The organism is Bradyrhizobium sp. Arg816, assembly GCF_029989365.1.
GTDB lineage: Bacteria > Pseudomonadota > Alphaproteobacteria > Rhizobiales > Xanthobacteraceae > Bradyrhizobium.
The window spans coordinates 1-17117 of sequence record NZ_JAPRAQ010000039.1 but is presented as its reverse complement, the minus strand read 5'-3'; the positions used below and the strand labels follow the sequence as shown (position 1 = coordinate 17117).

Annotated in this window: 20 protein-coding genes and 2 pseudogenes; 13 read left to right on the top strand and 9 right to left on the bottom strand. The window is 58.8% G+C overall.

Annotated elements, in window-relative coordinates; all coding sequences use genetic code 11:
• Positions 1 to 32: 32 nt before the first annotated feature.
• From OWC48_RS43420 to OWC48_RS43405, 4 genes and pseudogenes are all read left to right on the top strand, one after another.
• Positions 33 to 254, top strand: coding sequence for a PRC-barrel domain containing protein (locus OWC48_RS43420; protein WP_282525516.1), 222 nt, complete (start codon positions 33 to 35; stop codon positions 252 to 254).
• 651 nt (positions 255 to 905) lie between these two features.
• Positions 906 to 1523, top strand: a complete 618-nt coding sequence (locus tag OWC48_RS43415; RefSeq protein ID WP_282525515.1) for a Phasin protein — start codon at positions 906 to 908, stop codon at positions 1521 to 1523.
• Between the two features lie 208 nt (positions 1524 to 1731).
• Positions 1732 to 2691, top strand: a complete 960-nt coding sequence (locus OWC48_RS43410) for an alpha/beta fold hydrolase (RefSeq protein WP_282525514.1) — start codon at positions 1732 to 1734, stop codon at positions 2689 to 2691.
• A gap of 89 nt (positions 2692 to 2780) precedes the next feature.
• A pseudogene (locus OWC48_RS43405) lies at positions 2781 to 2990 on the top strand (chloride channel protein); the annotation flags it as partial.
• A 304-nt stretch (positions 2991 to 3294) separates the two neighbouring features.
• Here OWC48_RS43405 and OWC48_RS43400 read toward each other — a convergent pair.
• On the bottom strand, positions 3295 to 3573 hold the full coding sequence (locus OWC48_RS43400) for a hypothetical protein (RefSeq protein WP_282525513.1): 279 nt from the start codon (positions 3571 to 3573) through the stop codon (positions 3295 to 3297).
• Positions 3574 to 4002: 429 nt separating this feature from the next.
• Here OWC48_RS43400 and OWC48_RS43395 point away from each other — a divergent pair, with 429 nt between their 5' ends.
• From OWC48_RS43395 to OWC48_RS43385, 3 genes are all read left to right on the top strand, one after another.
• Positions 4003 to 5007: a glycosyltransferase family 2 protein gene (locus OWC48_RS43395; protein ID WP_282525512.1), complete on the top strand. Its 1005-nt coding sequence runs from the start codon at positions 4003 to 4005 to the stop codon at positions 5005 to 5007.
• 1502 nt (positions 5008 to 6509) lie between these two features.
• Positions 6510 to 6740 carry a DUF6894 family protein gene (locus OWC48_RS43390; RefSeq protein ID WP_282525511.1) on the top strand — a complete coding sequence of 77 codons (231 nt, stop codon included), beginning with the start codon at positions 6510 to 6512 and terminating at the stop codon, positions 6738 to 6740.
• A gap of 496 nt (positions 6741 to 7236) precedes the next feature.
• The gene (locus tag OWC48_RS43385; RefSeq protein ID WP_282525510.1) at positions 7237 to 7371 is read left to right on the top strand and encodes a hypothetical protein; all 135 of its coding nucleotides are present in this window, start codon (positions 7237 to 7239) and stop codon (positions 7369 to 7371) included.
• Positions 7372 to 7397: 26 nt separating this feature from the next.
• Here OWC48_RS43385 and OWC48_RS43380 read toward each other — a convergent pair whose 3' ends face one another.
• Positions 7398 to 7616, bottom strand: coding sequence for a LuxR C-terminal-related transcriptional regulator (locus OWC48_RS43380; protein WP_282525509.1), 219 nt, complete (start codon positions 7614 to 7616; stop codon positions 7398 to 7400).
• Between the two features lie 661 nt (positions 7617 to 8277).
• Here OWC48_RS43380 and OWC48_RS43375 point away from each other — a divergent pair.
• Positions 8278 to 8511 (top strand): hypothetical protein, encoded by a 234-nt coding sequence (locus OWC48_RS43375; protein ID WP_282525508.1) that lies wholly within the window; start codon positions 8278 to 8280, stop codon positions 8509 to 8511.
• A 19-nt stretch (positions 8512 to 8530) separates the two neighbouring features.
• Here the strand turns inward: OWC48_RS43375 and OWC48_RS43370 are convergent, their stop codons facing one another.
• Genes OWC48_RS43370 through OWC48_RS43360 form a run of 3 tightly spaced genes read right to left on the bottom strand, consistent with a single transcriptional unit; the run spans position 8531 to position 9458 of the window.
• On the bottom strand, positions 8531 to 8779 hold the full coding sequence (locus OWC48_RS43370) for a hypothetical protein (protein WP_282525507.1): 249 nt from the start codon (positions 8777 to 8779) through the stop codon (positions 8531 to 8533).
• A gap of 15 nt (positions 8780 to 8794) precedes the next feature.
• Positions 8795 to 9217, bottom strand: coding sequence for a hypothetical protein (locus OWC48_RS43365; RefSeq protein ID WP_282525506.1), 423 nt, complete (start codon positions 9215 to 9217; stop codon positions 8795 to 8797).
• A 19-nt stretch (positions 9218 to 9236) separates the two neighbouring features.
• Positions 9237 to 9458, bottom strand: a complete 222-nt coding sequence (locus OWC48_RS43360) for a hypothetical protein (protein WP_282525505.1) — start codon at positions 9456 to 9458, stop codon at positions 9237 to 9239.
• A gap of 492 nt (positions 9459 to 9950) precedes the next feature.
• On the opposite strand from OWC48_RS43360, the gene OWC48_RS43355 reads away from it, so the two are divergent.
• Entirely contained in the window at positions 9951 to 10178 is a 228-nt protein-coding gene (locus OWC48_RS43355; protein ID WP_282525504.1) for a hypothetical protein, read from the top strand.
• Between the two features lie 1401 nt (positions 10179 to 11579).
• On the opposite strand, the gene OWC48_RS43350 is transcribed toward OWC48_RS43355, so the two are convergent.
• Positions 11580 to 11897, bottom strand: a complete 318-nt coding sequence (locus OWC48_RS43350; protein WP_282525503.1) for a hypothetical protein — start codon at positions 11895 to 11897, stop codon at positions 11580 to 11582.
• Positions 11898 to 13746: 1849 nt separating this feature from the next.
• Between OWC48_RS43350 and OWC48_RS43345 the strand changes: the two genes are divergently transcribed.
• Together OWC48_RS43345 and OWC48_RS43340 are read left to right on the top strand one after the other, a co-directional pair.
• A complete protein-coding gene (locus tag OWC48_RS43345; protein WP_306664739.1) occupies positions 13747 to 13917 on the top strand; it encodes a hypothetical protein in 171 nt (56 codons plus the stop codon).
• Positions 13918 to 13927: 10 nt separating this feature from the next.
• Positions 13928 to 14275: a response regulator gene (locus OWC48_RS43340; protein WP_282525502.1), complete on the top strand. Its 348-nt coding sequence runs from the start codon at positions 13928 to 13930 to the stop codon at positions 14273 to 14275.
• Positions 14276 to 14634: 359 nt separating this feature from the next.
• On the opposite strand, the gene OWC48_RS43335 is transcribed toward OWC48_RS43340, so the two are convergent.
• Complete coding sequence (locus tag OWC48_RS43335) at positions 14635 to 14793, bottom strand: hypothetical protein (protein WP_282525501.1); 159 nt, start codon at positions 14791 to 14793, stop codon at positions 14635 to 14637.
• A gap of 169 nt (positions 14794 to 14962) precedes the next feature.
• On the bottom strand, positions 14963 to 15178 hold the full coding sequence (locus OWC48_RS43330) for a hypothetical protein (protein ID WP_282525500.1): 216 nt from the start codon (positions 15176 to 15178) through the stop codon (positions 14963 to 14965).
• Positions 15179 to 15473: 295 nt separating this feature from the next.
• Between OWC48_RS43330 and OWC48_RS43325 the strand changes: the two genes are divergently transcribed.
• Positions 15474 to 15836, top strand: a complete 363-nt coding sequence (locus tag OWC48_RS43325) for a hypothetical protein (RefSeq protein WP_282525499.1) — start codon at positions 15474 to 15476, stop codon at positions 15834 to 15836.
• A gap of 539 nt (positions 15837 to 16375) precedes the next feature.
• Here the strand turns inward: OWC48_RS43325 and OWC48_RS43320 are convergent.
• Complete coding sequence (locus tag OWC48_RS43320) at positions 16376 to 16759, bottom strand: DUF1236 domain-containing protein (RefSeq protein ID WP_282525498.1); 384 nt, start codon at positions 16757 to 16759, stop codon at positions 16376 to 16378.
• 96 nt (positions 16760 to 16855) lie between these two features.
• Here OWC48_RS43320 and OWC48_RS43315 point away from each other — a divergent pair.
• Positions 16856 to 17117, top strand: a pseudogene (locus tag OWC48_RS43315) (DNA ligase); the annotation flags it as partial.

The window sequence follows — 17117 nt, the reverse complement described above, 5'->3', positions numbered from 1 at the left end:
CCCCCCGTTTGCAGTTTGCACCGAAGAACGAGATGCCTGAGGCAAGGCCCCGAGCTAAATCGCAAGCCGCCGATATCCTGCGGAAGTATCACAAGGCCGAGACGGAATTAATGGGCAAGGCAGTCGTGCTCACGGACGGCAAGGCCGGGACTGTCGAGGGTGTACACTTAGACGAAGCCCACGGTTTGCGACTTTCCATAGCTGGCCATCCCGGAAAATGGCCCATCTCAACGATCAAGCTTGTGCAGAAGTGAAGAAACCCTTTACGGGAAGGCAAATGGCCAAGGCACCCTCGGACGAGGGGCTAAGATCACGAGGAGGACATAAAAACGGTCGCAGGGATGCCGTTCGCTCGGTGCTCCTGTGAGCAGTGCTGGGGGACGATTCGCGCCCCGCATTCAACCCAAGCTGGGGGCGCAGCGAGCGCGTCCTCCATGCTGATTATCGTGATGTCGGCTATCGACGGCGAATCTGACTTGGTGCCGCCCTTGCCTCGGCCGCCGCTTTTGACCTGAGCCGCCATTCACAGGCAGCACGCCACTGCTTAAAACCGACGCGATTCCGGTCTCGGCAACGTTCGGCGATCAGCCATCCGTCGATGCCTCCGGGCAGCTTGACGTCCGTAATGATAACGTCGGCGATAAAACGGCCTTCAGAGAAATCAACGCGCGGAGGGCTGATTATTCTCAGACTGACGCCGTTGAACATAGGTCTGGAAGATCGCTAGCTAGACGTTTGTCGGTCGGAGTTGCTACCTAAAATAATTTCGACATCGCAGAACCCGCGATTGATCTTAGCTCATGCGGAACTCCCCCAATGTACGGGTTTGGAACGTCACGTCACAAAGCCTGTTGTCCTTCAGAAATGACCGTTGCGGTCGCACCCCCATTTTCTTGGAGCGTCAGATGAGTAAACGCAAACCGGCGATAGCGCTGAAGCGCGCCCGCAATCCGAAGAAGGCCGCGCGGGCCCAACGAACCAAGCAAGCCGTTGTTAGAAGTCCGAGAGACGATCTGCACTCTGTGGCTGCAGCCGCAATTGAACGGCCTCCTAAGCTACATGATGATCCAAAACGCGCTGCTCCCCTCATCGAGACTGTTAGAAGTCCAAAAGACAATGTTCTGCACTCTGTGGCTGAAGCCGCGATTGAACGGCCTCTTAAGCTTCATGACGATCCAAAGCCCGACGCTCCACTCATCGAGCCTCGGGTGGATGCGTTACCAGGTGACCTCAGTCAGAGGATGAGAGATAGCGATTCAACGACAGGCCTTGCGTTGGCGACGGCAAACCTGCAGGCTTATCAAGCGAAGCTTCTCGAGATAGCCCAAGCCAACGGGCAATTTGCATTTGAATTCGGCCTGAGGCTTGCGGCGATCAGATCGCCAATTGAATTTTTCGCCGTTGTTACCGAATTTTCAAGCAGACGGATCGACATGTTCGGGCAGCATTCGAGAGAAATTGCTGCATATCCGTTCTGGCGGATCGAAGCGTCCCGGAGGCTGACGACTCTGCCGGGACGATGACGGCAAGCGGCGCCGCTGAGGCAAAAGACGGACGCAAGCGGATCGCGCACGTGGTTTGCTTGTCGGCTGAAGGGCTATTCGCTTCGACGTGAGCTTGCGCGCGACCAAGTGAGCTCTCGGTGCGAATGTCGGCTTTTCGAGCAAGGGTCCTCGGTTATTCCGCCCATTCGATGTAGCGCGCCAGCGCAGACGATCTAAGGATTGACCAATGTCCACAACTGAAACCGTCCTGCTGATCGTTTTAGCCGGACTTGTCATTCTGATACTCGGCAATATCACGTTTCAGGTGGCCGCGGAGCGAAAAAATCCGCCAATCGGCGTCTTCATCGAGTGCGACGGAGTGCGCCTGCACTATATCGAACGCGGTGATGCCGGCGCGCCTTGCGTGGTCCTGTTCCACGGGAATGGCACCATGATTCAGGATCTCGTCCTAAGCGGTCTGGTCGACCGCCTGGCGCACAAGTATCGCGTCATTTGCTTCGACCGGCCCGGGTTTGGCTACAGCGACCGTCCGCGGACGCGCATCTGGACGCCCACAACGCAAGCTTCCTTGTTCGCTAAGGCTCTTGATCAGCTTGGAGTGCGCAAACCCGTGGTGCTCGGCCACTCCTGGGGAACGCTGGTGGCGATCGCGCTAGCGCTGCGAAGCAGCGATGCCGTGAGCGGGCTCGTGCTTGTGTCCGGCTATTATTTTCCAACCTCTCGGATGGACTTTTGGCTCATGTCGGGTCCAGCATTGCCACTGCTCGGCGATCTGATGCGCTACACGATCTCGCCGATCATATCGTGGGCCATTATGCCGAAGCTGATGCGCACGCTGTTCGCGCCGCGCGCTGTTCCGCCGGAATTCAAGAACGAATTTCCAATCTCGTTGGCTCTCCGACCCAAGCAGTTGAGGGCGGCCGCCGAGGAGAGCGCGTTCCTTATTCCAGCTGCTGCGCAGTTGCGGCTTCAATATCGGGGTATCCGGTGTCCGGTAAGGATCGTGCATGGAAAGGCTGACCGGCTCATCGAGGCCGACCAGTCGCGCCGCCTCCACGCGGCGTTGCCCCGCTCCCTGCTTCATCTGGTTGAGGATGCCGGTCACATGGTTACCTATGCAGATGCGGCGGGAATAGCGAATGCCGTGGCGGCGCTGGCGCCCACCGCACCGGTGAGGACCGCATAGGCTTTCTTGTTGCATTGGGCGTCGGAAGTGGCGCTCCGCTGACCTTGCCGTGAGGTCTGCTTCTTGGCACTGAGCCGATCAGGCCATGAATCGTCTCGCATTTCGCTGGAGTGGTGCAAGCGCCGATCACCGCATTCGTGATCGTCACCGAGATGACCGACAATCATGGCATGGTCGTTCCCTTAATGGCGACTGCACTGATCGCATGCAACCTCGCGGACGTCTGCGATGAGGGCATCTATCAAGCCCTCGCCAAAGGCTTCGTCGAGCAAGGTTTCTCGACGTCGCCTAATCATTGATCGACGACTGGGTAATTTTCGCCATTAGGCCACCAATGTATGATGACGAACTCTTATTCTGTTGTTGTCAGTGGCCGCGGGAGAGCCCTCGTGGTCGGCTACTTGATCTACCTTCTCCACTTCATTTTCTGCTAGTATTGAGCCCCTTGGGGTCCGGTATCGCGGGGCGGTGATGTCGCCTGCTGCCCATCTGCGAATATTCGCCCTCGGGTGCTCTTGGGCAATTGCGGCCCCAGTACTCGACGGACCGGGACCATGCTCGGGACCGTTTCGCCGGCGGCACCCGAGCAGGCGCTCGCTACCTCTAGGGACCGTCCCTGTCATCGTGACCGCTGGGGCTGCTAAGGAACATAGGCACCATTAGGCAGCACCCGACGAGCAACGAGAAAAATGCGCCGAGGCCGAGCGTGATCCAGCCGTGCTTGCCGATCTCGACCCCCATTGCATCCCAAACTGAGAAGGCCCCGACGCAGGCCACAATCACGACCATTGCCGAAATGGCGAGCAGATAGATTTCGCTCTTTCCTAGAGGTTCCATGGTCAGTCCCTCCTTGGCTGCTTCCGGAACAACACGCTGCGCCATTCGCCGTTCCTCGAGTCAGCTGAACGGCCGCGCGTCTCAGCGGCCCTCAGAGAATGCCGCGTTTTCCCGATATCGCTGGATCGGAAAATGCGCAGGGGAGGTCGCTTCGCGGCTGCGAATATTCTGTTCCCGGTTCGATTCCGCTAGCTTTCAACGAATTGGCGCGCTGCGGGGGATTTGAAGCAGTTCGGATTTCTGCAATCAATGCGCGGATTGCCAGCTTTTCCTCGCGATAGGACGCTGCTTCAAAACATCGCGGGCTGTGGTGCTGATGTCATGCGAAGGGAGGATGACCGCACTCGCTTCACTGCTCAGCATTTCGCCAACCCGGCTTGCTCTTTTCCAAACGCTCATCGTGTCTGCGAACAGGCTTGCGCGCCGACGCGGATGCGACTTGCGGCAGCCGCTTCGATGGATGAGGGACTACCAATGGACCCGTTACAGGCCAACCGACGCGGCAAGTCCAAAGGTTCGGGACTCCGGCCATTCATTTCGGTCGCGATACCAACCTTACGCCGTCCCGATATGTTGCGCCGTGCGATAGAAAGTGTGCTGCAGCAGGACTTCGCCGATTGGGAAATGGTGATCAGCGACGACGAAGGGCCAGCGGGTCCGAGTTGGCGCATCCTGTCCAATTATGCCAGCACGGAGCCGCGCATCCGCGTCATCGAGAACCGCAGAGGCCGTGGTCAGGTCCAGAACACGAACAATGCGATGCTTGCGTGCCGGGGGCACTGGATCAAGTTGTTGCATGATGACGACTGGCTCGTGCCGGGGGCGCTCACGACTTTCGCGGGACTCGCGATGACCTATCCCGCGGCGGCATTCATGACGTCCACATGCCATTCGGTCCACGACAAGGGCATAAGGTACCGGCGAGGAGGCGAGGTTTACCTGTATTCGAGTCAGCAGTGCCTGATGGATCTCTATTTGGTGGGCAAGACCCGGTTGCTTTGGATGGTTCCGTCGACGCTGCTGGTCAACAGCACGGTCGTCAAAGCTGGCTGCCTGATGAGAAACTACCGGTCGATAAGTTGGGGGGTGGACCAACTGTTCTTCGTTGATCTCGCCTGTCATGGCGACATGGTGGCGATAGACGATGGTCTCATCTTTTACGACATGACCGACCACGCCAGCATTACGGCATCCGGATCGTTCACCCAAATTGACCAAGAGACATTCGATCTCAAGCGCCTCACCTGGAGTCTTCTGGAAGACAAAAGAGGACTTCCTGATCCTGAAACGGTCGTGCGTGCGTTGCGGGTTGCTCGACTGCGCGGGCGGATCGGCCGCCAGCCATTTCGCGCAACGATCCGCGATGCAATTCAAATCCTGCGGCCCTCGGTTCTGAAGGCTGCCAACAAAGTTATCCGAGCTTGGGTGCGCGCACCGGGTGCATTTTTATTGGTGCTTTCTTGGGGAACTTTGATCTGATGGCGCACCTAAGTAGGCCCTCTCGTTACGCGCAAGCACGGTAATGAGTACACGCGTAGGCCCGGCCATCGTTTTGCTTTGCTTAAGCTCGGCTCAAGCACCTATACCTACACCTTTGATAGCTACTTCCCTCTGTCCCCCATAGTGGGGTGTGCTGGAAGCCTGTCTTACGAATCCAGGTATTGATCCACAGCGCTGCAATTCGCTGTTAATTGCGCCCTGGCTGGCCCCAGGAACATCGCGGCTTTTGCCAAGTTTTCCCAGCGCCTTGAGCCTCGTCGAAGGTAACCTCAAGCCCTGGCTCATCCCGAGCCCCACTGCGCGGCTGGGTCGGGTGGGTAGGCGCAATCGCGCGACGAAAGGTCTCGCAAGAGTTCCTTCACCCTGATCTAGGAATGCGGCCGCGTGGGCAATAGCGCGAGGATCGCTTCGCGTGGAAGATAAGCGTTAAGCCTCAGTTGCCTCGGATGCGAGATCCATGAAAATGTCAGGCATAACTTTCGTTGTTTACAATCCGCCCCAACTGGGGCTCCCGTACCTAGCCGTGATGATTTCGCCGAACGACAAAATCGTAGCCGTGCCGTTCGAAACTCCCGCAGAGGCCGAAAACTACAACATTGAGAGCGCTGCCAAGACGAAGCGCTATGCCCCCGTGCGCAGTCGCGAATGACGTCCGCCATCTTGAGGCAAGCCCCTCCCAAATCCGCCGTCCCCACAAACGCGCCCCCCGTGCGACTGAACCTTTTCGCCGCCCACCTCTTAATGGACATCCGGGATTTTGCTGATTCCTCCCGGGGCTGGAAGCCGCCGCCCGCGGTAGATTTAAGCGGGCGGCGTTTTTGCTTTTCTAAGCGCGCCACACAACGAAACGGCCTCGCGCATCGCCGGCGCTGGCACCGGATGCTGAGGCCGTTCGGCACAGCCGAATCAGCACGCATTGCCGGTTATTCCCGATCTTCAAGGGGGCGCAACACGGGTGATTGCGGGTGCCCTAAAGAGGAGCGCCCCAGCGCCGTGTCACCGGACGCGCTGGGGCAAGTTGACGGTCGATGCCTTCTTGTGTGGGGCTTGGGAAAAACCTTACACCGCAGGGACGTTCCTAGCGAGCGACCAGAGAACGAAAAAAGGCCCCGCCAAGCGGGGCCTTTGGGGTAGTCGACGTTGCGTTCCTTGGAGTGCTGGAGAGCATGGAGGCTCATCAGCATCATCAACGTGACAAAGGGAGCCGGTTCCGTCAATTAGGACAACGGCTCCGCGCCTGCATCCGCAGTGTTCGCCGACGATTCCAAGAACTGGGCTAATATTGGAACCGGTTGCGAGAAACGCGCGTGGCCACCGCCTTCATGCGACGCCGCGTCACGGCCCGCTCTTGATTTAAATCAACGGCGGGACCCGCGCGACCGTGAGTCATGGGGTCGGAAGTTTCATCGCGCTGATCGCACTGGCAATTAGCCCTTCGCGCTGGCTGTTGTGGAACAGCCGGCTCTGTAGGATTCTGACGCATGCCGCGCTATTTCTTCCACGTCACCCACAAACGCCGCGAACTCGACCGCGAAGGCTATGAGCTACCTGACGAGCACGCCGCTTGGTCTGAAGCCACGGTAACGGCTGGGCAGATGCTCCAATGCCTCGGCGGGAAGCTCACACCCCACCGCGAATGGCGGATGGAAGTCGTGGACGAGTCCCGAAACACGCTCTATGTCCTGCGTATTAATGCCGAGAAGCGAACGTAAGCCTTGGCTTAGTTGGCGGCTTCATCGTGCTGTCGATGCTCGGGGGGCGGCCGGTGTCTGGTAAAAAAACCACAGCGCGATGAGCGATCCCAGAAGCATCACCGACACCACCACTGCTCCGAGGCAGCCACCACTCTGGTTCAATGCCGACCTGCCTTGCACCCTCAGCCTCATTAGGCAAACAGCTTGCCTGCGTTAGACAGCTCGCACCGCGAAGGTGTTGACCAGCAGCATCAGCCGCAACCTTTCGACTATCAAGACTTAACTGGGTTTATCCTTTTGATCTAAATCAACGGTGGCGCTGGCGACCGGCGCATCCGTCAAGTCGTGGGATGGTGGGAAGATCATCTTTTCATCGTGCTGGTCGTACTGGCGATGCTGGGTGCGGTGGCGCTTTTTGGGGCGTGTTCTAACCGCAGCCTCAGCTATCGTGTAATCCGCGCTTGATGTGACCGAGTGTGAAAACGAAAAGCATTGTTGTGATCCGGGGCCTCGGATGGCGATTGATGAGATCCTTTTTTACGCGATGGTGCTCACCGCTATCGGTTTTGCGTGGTTGTGGTTCATCGAGCAGAAGAAAAAGCGAAAGGCGCTTCGGCACGAGGAGATTGACGACCTCCGCGACCCGTAACCCTGTGCTTTGGTTTCGTGGGCGATCTATGTGATGCCTCGATAGCCCGGCCAGCTCGCCCACCGCTCTGCTGCATCGGCGATCTCTTCGGGCGAATTGATCTGCAATCGCGCAAGGAGCCGGGCTCTCTGCTCTGACACTTGCTTGGCGGTGCCGCCGAGCCGCTCCGCGATCTGCGCGTCAGTCTTCCCAGCAGCCAAGCGCCTCAATAATCGCTTCTCACGCGGACTAAGCAGGTCGCGCATCGGACTATCCCTGGTAAACCACGCGCATTTTGCAGCGCCGTACTTGATCAGCGCGCGACAGCCCCAAACGTCCGGGAGGCCGGGAGGCGGGACGGACGTTGGGGCCGCGAGCGCGCCGCTTGCCCAGCGCACCGAAGCGAGCATGTTCCACCACCCTCTGTCCATCTGTTCACTTGTGTACTCAAGGCGTCCCGCCCCAGGTCTATTCTCATCCGGCGACGGCCGCCGTGAACGAGCGAATGTTCATCGTGCTAATTATCTTGGTGGGCATGACTACACCGCATTGATCATCCTTGCACTGCTCTATCGGTGACGCAGCGCGCGACGGCCCCACGCGTCTCCGGGGGCTTTTGGGACAAAGGAGGCTGGGGACGCTGGGGCCGCGAGCGCGCGGCTTGTCCAGCGCACCGACGCCATCCTCTGCTTTCGGCGCGCTCGCGCGCTAACAAATGATACGTCGCCACATTAAATTCCCGGGTAGCCTGCCTCCAACACATCTTCAGTAGGAACGCGGGCTCTCGATCAGCATTGGCATCGCGCTTCGGGCCAGTATCACAACGTTTGCTCGAAGTGCGGCTCCAGCTAGCAAAGGGCACCGTAGGCTGGGGCCGCCCTTTCAGCAGGTGGACGTCATGACCGTCCCGAAACTTCGGAAGCAGAGATGACTTACACCATCGGATTTCGGAAGCGAAGCAATGTCGCGGTTTTAAAGACCGAAGTGCCGACGGCCAACCATGCGCTTGCAGTCATCGCAACCGTCGAACAGTCCGTGGGCGAGCTCGACTTCATAAGGTCGCCGCAGGAAGGCGAGATAGGCATCGAAATGCTTAGAGTGTTGGCAAAACAAGAAGCCGAGGAAATGTCTCAGACACCCCTTTTAAAGCATCCGTCGTAAAGCACAGCACGCGTGATGATCACCGCTCAGTTTCACTTTCATCCACCTTCACACGCTCGACGAGCCAATGGTACGCATCATCGTCTCTTGCGGCTTCCACGCTACGACGGCGACCGCAGTCTTCCCAGAACCCGCTTTGGGCCTCGTCCATCTCCCTAGGACTTTTTGGAAGGTCCTTGTAGCTGGCGATGCGCAGAAGATGGTCTTCTGCCGTTATCGTCGTCTTGCTATCAACCGCGTGCTCGCGTTTTTTGCGCGGATAACGCAACCAACCCACACTACCCTAATAGGCGCGCCGCCCCGTGCGGGGCCGCGAGGGCAGTCTCGGAGAAACCCGGTTTGCAAGCGCGATGACTGCGGCTTCGTCTGTTTCAAGCGCAATCTTCTGGGCGAGCATCACGTCGCAAGCTGCTAGGGGCCGTTCAGGAACGAAACACCACCCCGCCTTGGCTTCCATTTCTTCATCTAGCTCCCAAATATTGCTCATGGTGCCCTGATGAATTCGGTATCGTCGGCCGGTGTGAGAGCCGGTGACTTCGAAATAATCATTGGCGTCAAACTGCGCACGTTGATCCGGAGACAACCATTCGCGGAGGAGACGACGCGCACGCGCTTCCGGCCCGTTTTCCTCGATGAAGCTCCGATAGAGCGCACGTAGAGCGCGCAAACGCGCACTGCCGGCACCATTTCGTCTGAACAAGAACATTTTAGGCGGGCGAACGCGTCTATCCGCCGACGAGGCGCGGATAGAAAAGCGTTTCCTCCACCGTCGGATCAAATGTCCGTACGACGTTTAGATCGCCAGCCGCTGTCCGAGTAGCAGCGGTAAATCCTTGGCGGGTTAGCTTCTTGAAGCGCTCCTCAGCCTTGGCCAGCTGCTTGCGGTCGTCTTGCTCAAAAAAATGTCTGCTGTCGCCTGTGCGGTCCATCACAATCTGGGTAGCCATGGAAGGAAACTCCGTTTCCTAGCCTTTGATGAGCTAGCCTCTGATAAGCACGAACCTCGCGCCGCCGAATAGTGTTCCTAAATTTCGGTGTGCCTTCCCAGCGATGCGCCGCCGGTCTCGACGCTCGAACGACGAAAACCTGATCCGCCGCGTGCTAACACGGTCGCTGACTACGTCCAGGGACTGACTCAGGCGTCGGCTGCAAATCCGGAGCGACATTAACAAGGTCTCGGCATCCGCGAGGTGAAGCATGAGCAGGTCCTGAATGACGGTTTCGAGGTCTGCCGTTTCCATGTCGGTTTCGCGCCAGACGCTGCCTGCGCGCCCGAAATCATCCGCCACCAGATACACGGTCGGTACATCGGCCGGCACGATGGAAGGGGACCATCGGGACTGACGCAACGGAACCCGGTTTCAAGGCCCAATTCGTTCCAGCTCTTGGAACTGTCTGACACGCTACGCCCTATCGCGAGGGCAACCAGTGGAGGAAACATGGCAGTCAATAAACCGACTGGCGACAACGCGCGCAAGGGCGCATTGAAGAAACTCTCGCAGACCAAAACGACGATCGGCGGCGCTACCGGCTACACGAAGCGCGACAGGACATCCGGCGAGTTCATGGCTGTGAAGAAGCCGAAAAAAGCGAGGAAGGCCGCGAGAAAATTCAAAGGCGTGCGGGTCGAGAAGAAAGCTAAGAAAACCGCCAAGCGAGCCCGCTAGGGTTGACGGTTGGCGTTACCGCGCGGGCTCGGTGTTCGGTTAAGGCCGCCAGGTGAGGCGGCCTTACCATGATGAACGTCCGCAAAAAAACGGTCCCAGCACCTCGACATGCCGGGACCGTTGGAGACCTCGGCGGTAATGGGGTCGCCGAGGTTTACTGAGGTCTAGGAAGATTCGGCAATCGGGTCTGTATGCCTTCCGACATATTCGGCGTCACTGGTCGCGCTCTCTGAGTGTCGACGCGTCCTTAGCTTTTCCACGCCCCCGACCTGCAGTGGCTCGCGCTCGTTCCGCGACGCGGATATTGACGCAGCTTTTGCCGAATGGCCTCGGGAAGGTTCGGTGGTCCGTCGTTTGGAGAGCAATGACGAGCACGACCGTAGTTCTCATTCCCGGCATGCTGAAAGCGCTTCGCCTGGTGCGCGTCTACGGCTTTTTGGTCGAGCGCAGGGACGGCCCGTATTACCTCGGCACCAGGCATGTTCGAAGGCTTTGGCAGAGAAGATGGTTGAAGGCGGCTGGCTGGTGCAACGTGGAGAGCGTTATCAGCCAACAGAGAAGGGGTTGGCATTCGGCGGCTATATCGCTGGACGACTTTCCGGAAAGGCGTCGCAATCAACCACCGCTTATCACGGACTAATATCCTGGGCAGTCTCGACACTCACTGTAGTCTATCTGCTCTCCTCAGCTGCCTCCGGCATGGTCGGTGGCGCAGTCAGCACGGCGTCCTCTGCTCTAGGGGAGCAGGTAAAGCCTTGGGCGGCTCAATCCAAACGGCGGTTCAGGCCGCAGCGCCGTCCTTGAATAATGTTGGCGATCCAATGGCCGCCATCGAAAGCAAAGTACGGAGCGCGTCCGGCGGACAGGATCCCGCATCACTGCGTGACGCCGCGGCGACAACTGTTCGAGCGGCTTTAACCGGGGACACTGCGCAACAGGCTGCCGCTAATGAGAAGGCTGCAGAAGCATTGGCCAAGGCGCAGAATATCCCCCAAGACGAAGCAAAGGCTCAGGTCTCTTAATACCAGCAGCAATACAAGGAGATGGTGACCAAGACAAAAGAGCAAACAAAGCGGGCGGCCGATACCGCGGCGAAGCGTATATCGCAGGGCGCCTTGTTTGGTGCTCTCGCCCTGCTCCTGGGCGCCCTGACCGCGTTCTTCGCGGGATGCGTGAGCGCCGTCACTCCAACCGTTTCTGCCGGAGCGACTGGCGTCTGAAGCACATCAGATGGGGGTGAAGCAGTTGATGGGGCATTCCCTGCAAGAAAAACCCGGCCATTTCGGACTTGCTTTCGCGTGTCTAGGGCCTTGGTAGATCGATTTAGGAGGCGGCGCAGATCGATATAGGAGGCGGCGCCGCTGGCGGCGGCGGATTGCCCAAAGCCGGCACGCCGGTCAGTCAATCCACAATCGCGACCAGGGTAATCAAGGCGACGATGATCTGATCGAACTTGTAGGAAATCGCCGAGGAGCTGCAACAGCGCTGCGCGTGGTGCGGCGAGGTTCCGGGCTGCCTTGAGAATTTCTTCAGCGCCACGTGGACGAGACGGCCCATCCAGCTCATGCTGCCCATTGGGTGATCGAACGGGCGCGCGCGAGTCTGCTCAAACACTACGAGGCTTGTTCCCTCAATTTGTTCTGGCGCAACGACGATCAGCGTTCTCTGATTTCCATCTCGCCAATGGGCGAAGTTAGGGACGACGAAAACGTGGATCATTGCACTCATCCCAAGCGCCTCAGAGAGCGCGCCGAGGAATTCCGCCGCATGGCCGATGATCCGCAGCTGGCAGATCGATCCGAATGCCTAGAGAGATCACGCGACCAGCCGTCGCCGATGTTGAAGCCGACGATCTGGACGGGGTTGGAATAGTGCCCCTCCATGAGGTCGTGCAGCAGGGCTCCCGATCGGTGTGCTCGTCGTCGGTCTCGAGCCAAACCCGGCCGAGCGGATGGCCGTAGTCAGCGAGCAACATGTAGATGTCCCGCTCCACCTGAGGAGCAATCGACGGCGAGGAACGCATAGCTCATCTCCGCGAAGTCCGACGCCACATTCCAGCCGCTCGCCGCGAGCCCGTCAAGACTCGACATCCTCCCTGCCCGTTCCTATCTGCGCTGATATGTCAAAACCCTTTGAGCACGCCCTGCCCGTGATGGGAACCAAGGTTGCGACCGGCCCCGAGTCGTCGGGCAAGCTCACAACTCGAGTTCGCCATCATCCAGCGCTGGTACTCCCCGCTCCTTCAGCCACCGCTTCGACTTGCGTCGCAGCTCCATCGGCAACGAAGCGCGGATCGTCTGGCCGCTACTTGTAAAGCAGGAAAACTACAGAGCTCCAGTCGCCGCCAAGGCGTGTGAGCCTGGGGGGCCTGAGGTCGTCGCAGGTGCAGTCGGTCGAAGGAGAGTAAGATGTACTCATCGTGCCTGGAGCACGCATTTATGATTTGGTCCGGTCCGCGAACTCCCATACAGGCCCGCAGCTCCATCGCTGCATCAAAGGCCGGACAGATGGCAGCGTTCGACTACGTGCCAATCTTCTTCAAAGTACCGCTTGCATCTGGCGGGGCGTCCACTACCCCCCTAAGATTGGAAACACGCCTCCCGCACTTCCTACTCGTGAGAGCTTAGAAGACCGGGAGTCTTTCTTCGTTCGACAGCACTGCGAGGTTCACTTTGGCTTCGCAGTTCAGGGCATCGATGGAAAGCTGAGGCCGGGCACGATTGGCGCGTGGAAGTAACGGACGAGTTTCAGAACACGCTTTACGCGCTGCACATCCAAAGCATCTGTCCGGCCATGACGGTGGCGTCCTTCCACGCCGCGTGCTTGTCCGGGACTCCTCTCCCACGTCTCGATCGCGGTGTTTTCGTGAGTAATGTGGAAGAAGTATCTGGGCATGACCAAAATGCGTTTGAGAGGTTAGCGTTCTAGCGGTCGGCTCCGCTTAGTCTGGTTGCCGCAATCATTCAGGTGAGCGCCGGTCTCCGCGATCCGTGCCGCTTCAGCAGCGCCTCATGTTCCGCCCCGGCGGGCAACTGACTAGCCAGTGCTTTAAGTCGGGTCGCTCCGGCGGCGACCAGAGTTCATTTTAGGAACTGGAATCCGGCTGCAGCAGTTTAGGATTCGTTTTTAACAAAAAGGTGCGCCGTGCGCCGCAGAGTGAAGCACCCGCTCGCTTGACGAACGAATGGCCGAGCAGGCCGCTAAGCTCTGCGCGCCATCTCGACGCCGAACTCGGGCCCGGTGGCCTTGCAGCCATTCTTCGACAGAAACGGGTAATTGATCTTCTCGATGTGAATGCGACTGTCCTGGACGGCTCCAATGCTCTTCGCGAGCTCTATCAGTTTGCGCGCCCCGGCTTCGGGCACGGAATATGGACGGTCAGCGTATGCGTTCCTCGACCTCGATCGTGCGGGCCGATCGGCTCGACAGATTACCATTCAGGGCCACCGGCCGCGAATGGCGTATCGACGCCTGGGGCAGAGGGTTCCATATTGCCGGTAGTTCCCGTTTAACTGCCGGAGATGTCGGATGGAGCTGTCCGACCGCATAAAGTCAAACATGGAAGTAGTTGCTGGAAGAAGCCTGCTGCGCGCTGCCAAATGGCGGCAACCATGAAAGCCGGAGGCTGATCGCCGAACAGCTGTTGGAAGCGGCAGCATCGGGCCACACGACTTTGAACGAGCTACGGAGCGCGGCGCTAAGAGCGCTTGCGAAGGCTGTGCTCATCAAGCGCCAATAGGTTGACCTTTGTGGCTTCAGTATTGCTTGTAGAGGACGAAGCATTGATCCGCATGATGGTGGCGGACATGCTCGAAGAGCTTGGCCATACAGTGTCGGCTGAAGCCGCGAATTTGGCGCAGGCTCTTGCGTTGGCATCCAGCGCAGAGTTTCATTTTGCCATCCTTGACTTTAGCCTCGGTGCGGAAACGAGCGTGTCCGTCGCCGACGTTTTACAGGTCCGCAATATCCCATTCGCTTTCGCAAGCGGCTATGGCAGCGATGGCGTACCCGAGAAATTCCTGTCCCGGCCCAGGCTTAGAAAGCCTTTTCAGATCGACCAACTTCGAATCTGCACCGACTTACTGAACGTGCCCTAATCTTGCGACGGGGCGCGCAGTATGAAGTTCTATGAGCGGTTCACTCGACTTAATCGATAATGCGCCATCTCGGAGCGGCTTGGCTCAGGTAGTCCGTAATCTTTGGCCCGTTTGGCCGCGAGCCCTCGATAAGCCGACGCCTGCGAAAGTAGCTGACTTTTAAAATTTGTATCGCGCTCGCTTGATGCTAATCGCTCAAGCTGCACGGCGCGATCTAGGTACTCCACTAACATTTTCATGAAACCGATCTCCCAACGCGGCGCTAACGACCACCTCGTGCGGGAGTTCCTACAGGGAGCGCGGCTCGTCTCCGCATTGTGCTTGGCGCGCCACCTTTCCGCTGAGCTGGTTCGCATCGTTCAATGTGCTGAGACACTAACATTGGCGGAAAGTCGTAAGATTTCACCACTGGCGGCGCGGATTTTGACGGACTTTAGTCCGTACTGATCTTTGAAGCCATCGTCGATGATGATCTGCCCTAGTGCTTCGATTGCCAAACGACGAGCCGCCGTCAACATGGAGCTCGATTCCTTCGTCGTCGCGAAGCTCCCCGTCACTACCATGAAGATCAAAGTAAAACACCGCCACGGCAGGAAAAACCAGCAGTCGCACTCGAAGTTCCACGCACGATTGGTTCGCCCTTGCCGGCGACGAATTGAGCACTAACAGCGTCATCGCGGTGTGATATCAGGGCTGCAACCTTGAAAGGAGACATTGTCGATCCAGCTCCCGAAGTCGCTGATCTGCGCGCATCCGTTCAAGTTCGGCCCCAGCTTTGGTTGTCTCTTGGCGCTGGCGCTTTAGTTCGACAATAAGCGCCTCTTGCTTTGCGAGCTGCCGTTCTCCCTCGACGACATCGCGCTCTATCTGTCGCAGCTTATCGAACGTCACAGTCGTGTCCATCAGGATACTCTCGCGGCCATGCTGGCAATTCACGGGACTGGTTTGCCGCCTCTCCAGGCTACGCGCTCGGCGCCGACTACCGGAGCGCGAGGTTCATAATTCAACTCCGCCAACTTCTTGTGCGTTCCGACCGGTGCCATTTTTTCCCGATCTTGCGGGCTCTCGGGAACCACAAGGGCGGGCGACTATTTGTGTCGTCGCTGGCTCGTTGCCAGAGCTGGCGGAGCGGCCCCGGCCTAACCCCTTGATCCCTGCAGCCGGGGCCGTCTCTCCGCCCTTTGTATCGGAGTAGCGTATGCGTTCCTCGCCCTCGATCGTGCCGGCGGACCGCCTCGACCGCGACATCTATCTCGTGCTCGAAGACTTCGGCGCTCGCGCCGGTTGCGCCTGGCGCGAGACCGACGAGGCTGACACCGACCTCGAGATCATTCTGCAAAATCTATTGTCCGGCCAGTACGCCTATCCGGTCCGAATTGTATCCTTCAATCCCGTCGAGGGGTGGTCGCGGGATGTGACTTCCGACGTCGCCGACGCCCTGGCTCAGCGTGCAGCCGACACCGACGCTGCGGTCTCGTCCGCACTGAAAGACTTTATCGCCGCCAACGCCACACGGCGCATCGACATGCAACTAGCCCTGCCCTTGCGCGGTGTTGCCTGATGGTGGCGGACTTCCGCTCTAGGTCAAAAAGGGCAACGCAGGTTCGAAACAATCGAGTCAATGGCCCGGCGCTGACTCGGCTGTTGAAGGTCGACGCTTTGACAGCCCGTGGTATCGCAAAGAGATACCGAGCTGATGCGCTTTGACAGCCACTGACGAAACGCCTCGGTTCAATTCAGTGGCTATTGCTTCGCGGCGGTGATTCCCGGCCATCGCCTTGAGCTTCTGAAGGTCTTCTGAGGTCCATAGGCGAACAGAATTGGCCATATGCCGATCCTCCGAAGCGAAAAATTTGGCCCGATGCACAATTTCCGCCGGTACAAACTTCTTGGGCATCAGCCGGCAGACCGTGCGGAGACGGCCGCCACCTCGGCAGCCTCAAGCAGAGAAAACCCGCCCAGTTGCCTGGCGGGTTTCTCGTAACGCCTGATCTCCCAACCAGGCCCCTGCGGTTTGGCGCCAATTCGGCTCTGACGAACTAAGGCCCCGCGGAGTCACGCTCCGCGGGGCCCCAGCTCTTACCTAAACGCCTTGACCGACTAGTCGATGATTTTCACGACCCGGCGCGTGCGCGGTTCGACGATGACGCGGCGGTCGTTCACGACCGCGTAGCGATACTCGGTGTAGTTCGGCACCGGGCGCAAGACCACGGTCGGGGGCAAGGGCTCGCCGACGACGACGCGCTCGTGGATCAGGACGGAGTCGTCGCGCGGGATTCCGCCGAGCACGGCATTCGGAATTTCGAGGCCTGCGCCAACGGCCGCACCGACGGTGCCACCGACCATCGCGCCGACCGGGCCACCGATGTCGCCACCCGCACGCGCGCCGTCCCTGGCGCCCTGTTCGGTCGTCGACTGGGCAAAGGCTGCACTCGACGCCAGCAGCGACACAGCAGCCAATGAAATCGCAAGACGGGTTTTCATGTCCACTCTCTCCAGTGGTTGTTGATGCGCCCTCAACCGCTGGGCCAGTAGCATTGTTCCGGTTCCTCATGATGAAAGGCACGTCAGATCTGGAGACTGTTGCAGAACGAGCTAAAAGGCACCTCGACTAAGATGGTCATCGTCGCCTTCGACCTGCTCTATCTGAATGGCCGGGACCTCCGGAAAGTCCCTCTGCTCCACCGCAAGGCCGCGCTGAAGAAGATCATCACTGGCAGCGACGTCCAATTTAGCGAAAGCTTCGAGATCGACGGCCGCGAAATGTTCACGCACGCTTGCAAGGTTGGGCTCGAGGCGTCGTGTCGAAGGCGCGCGACAGAGTCTATAGCAGCGGCAGGGG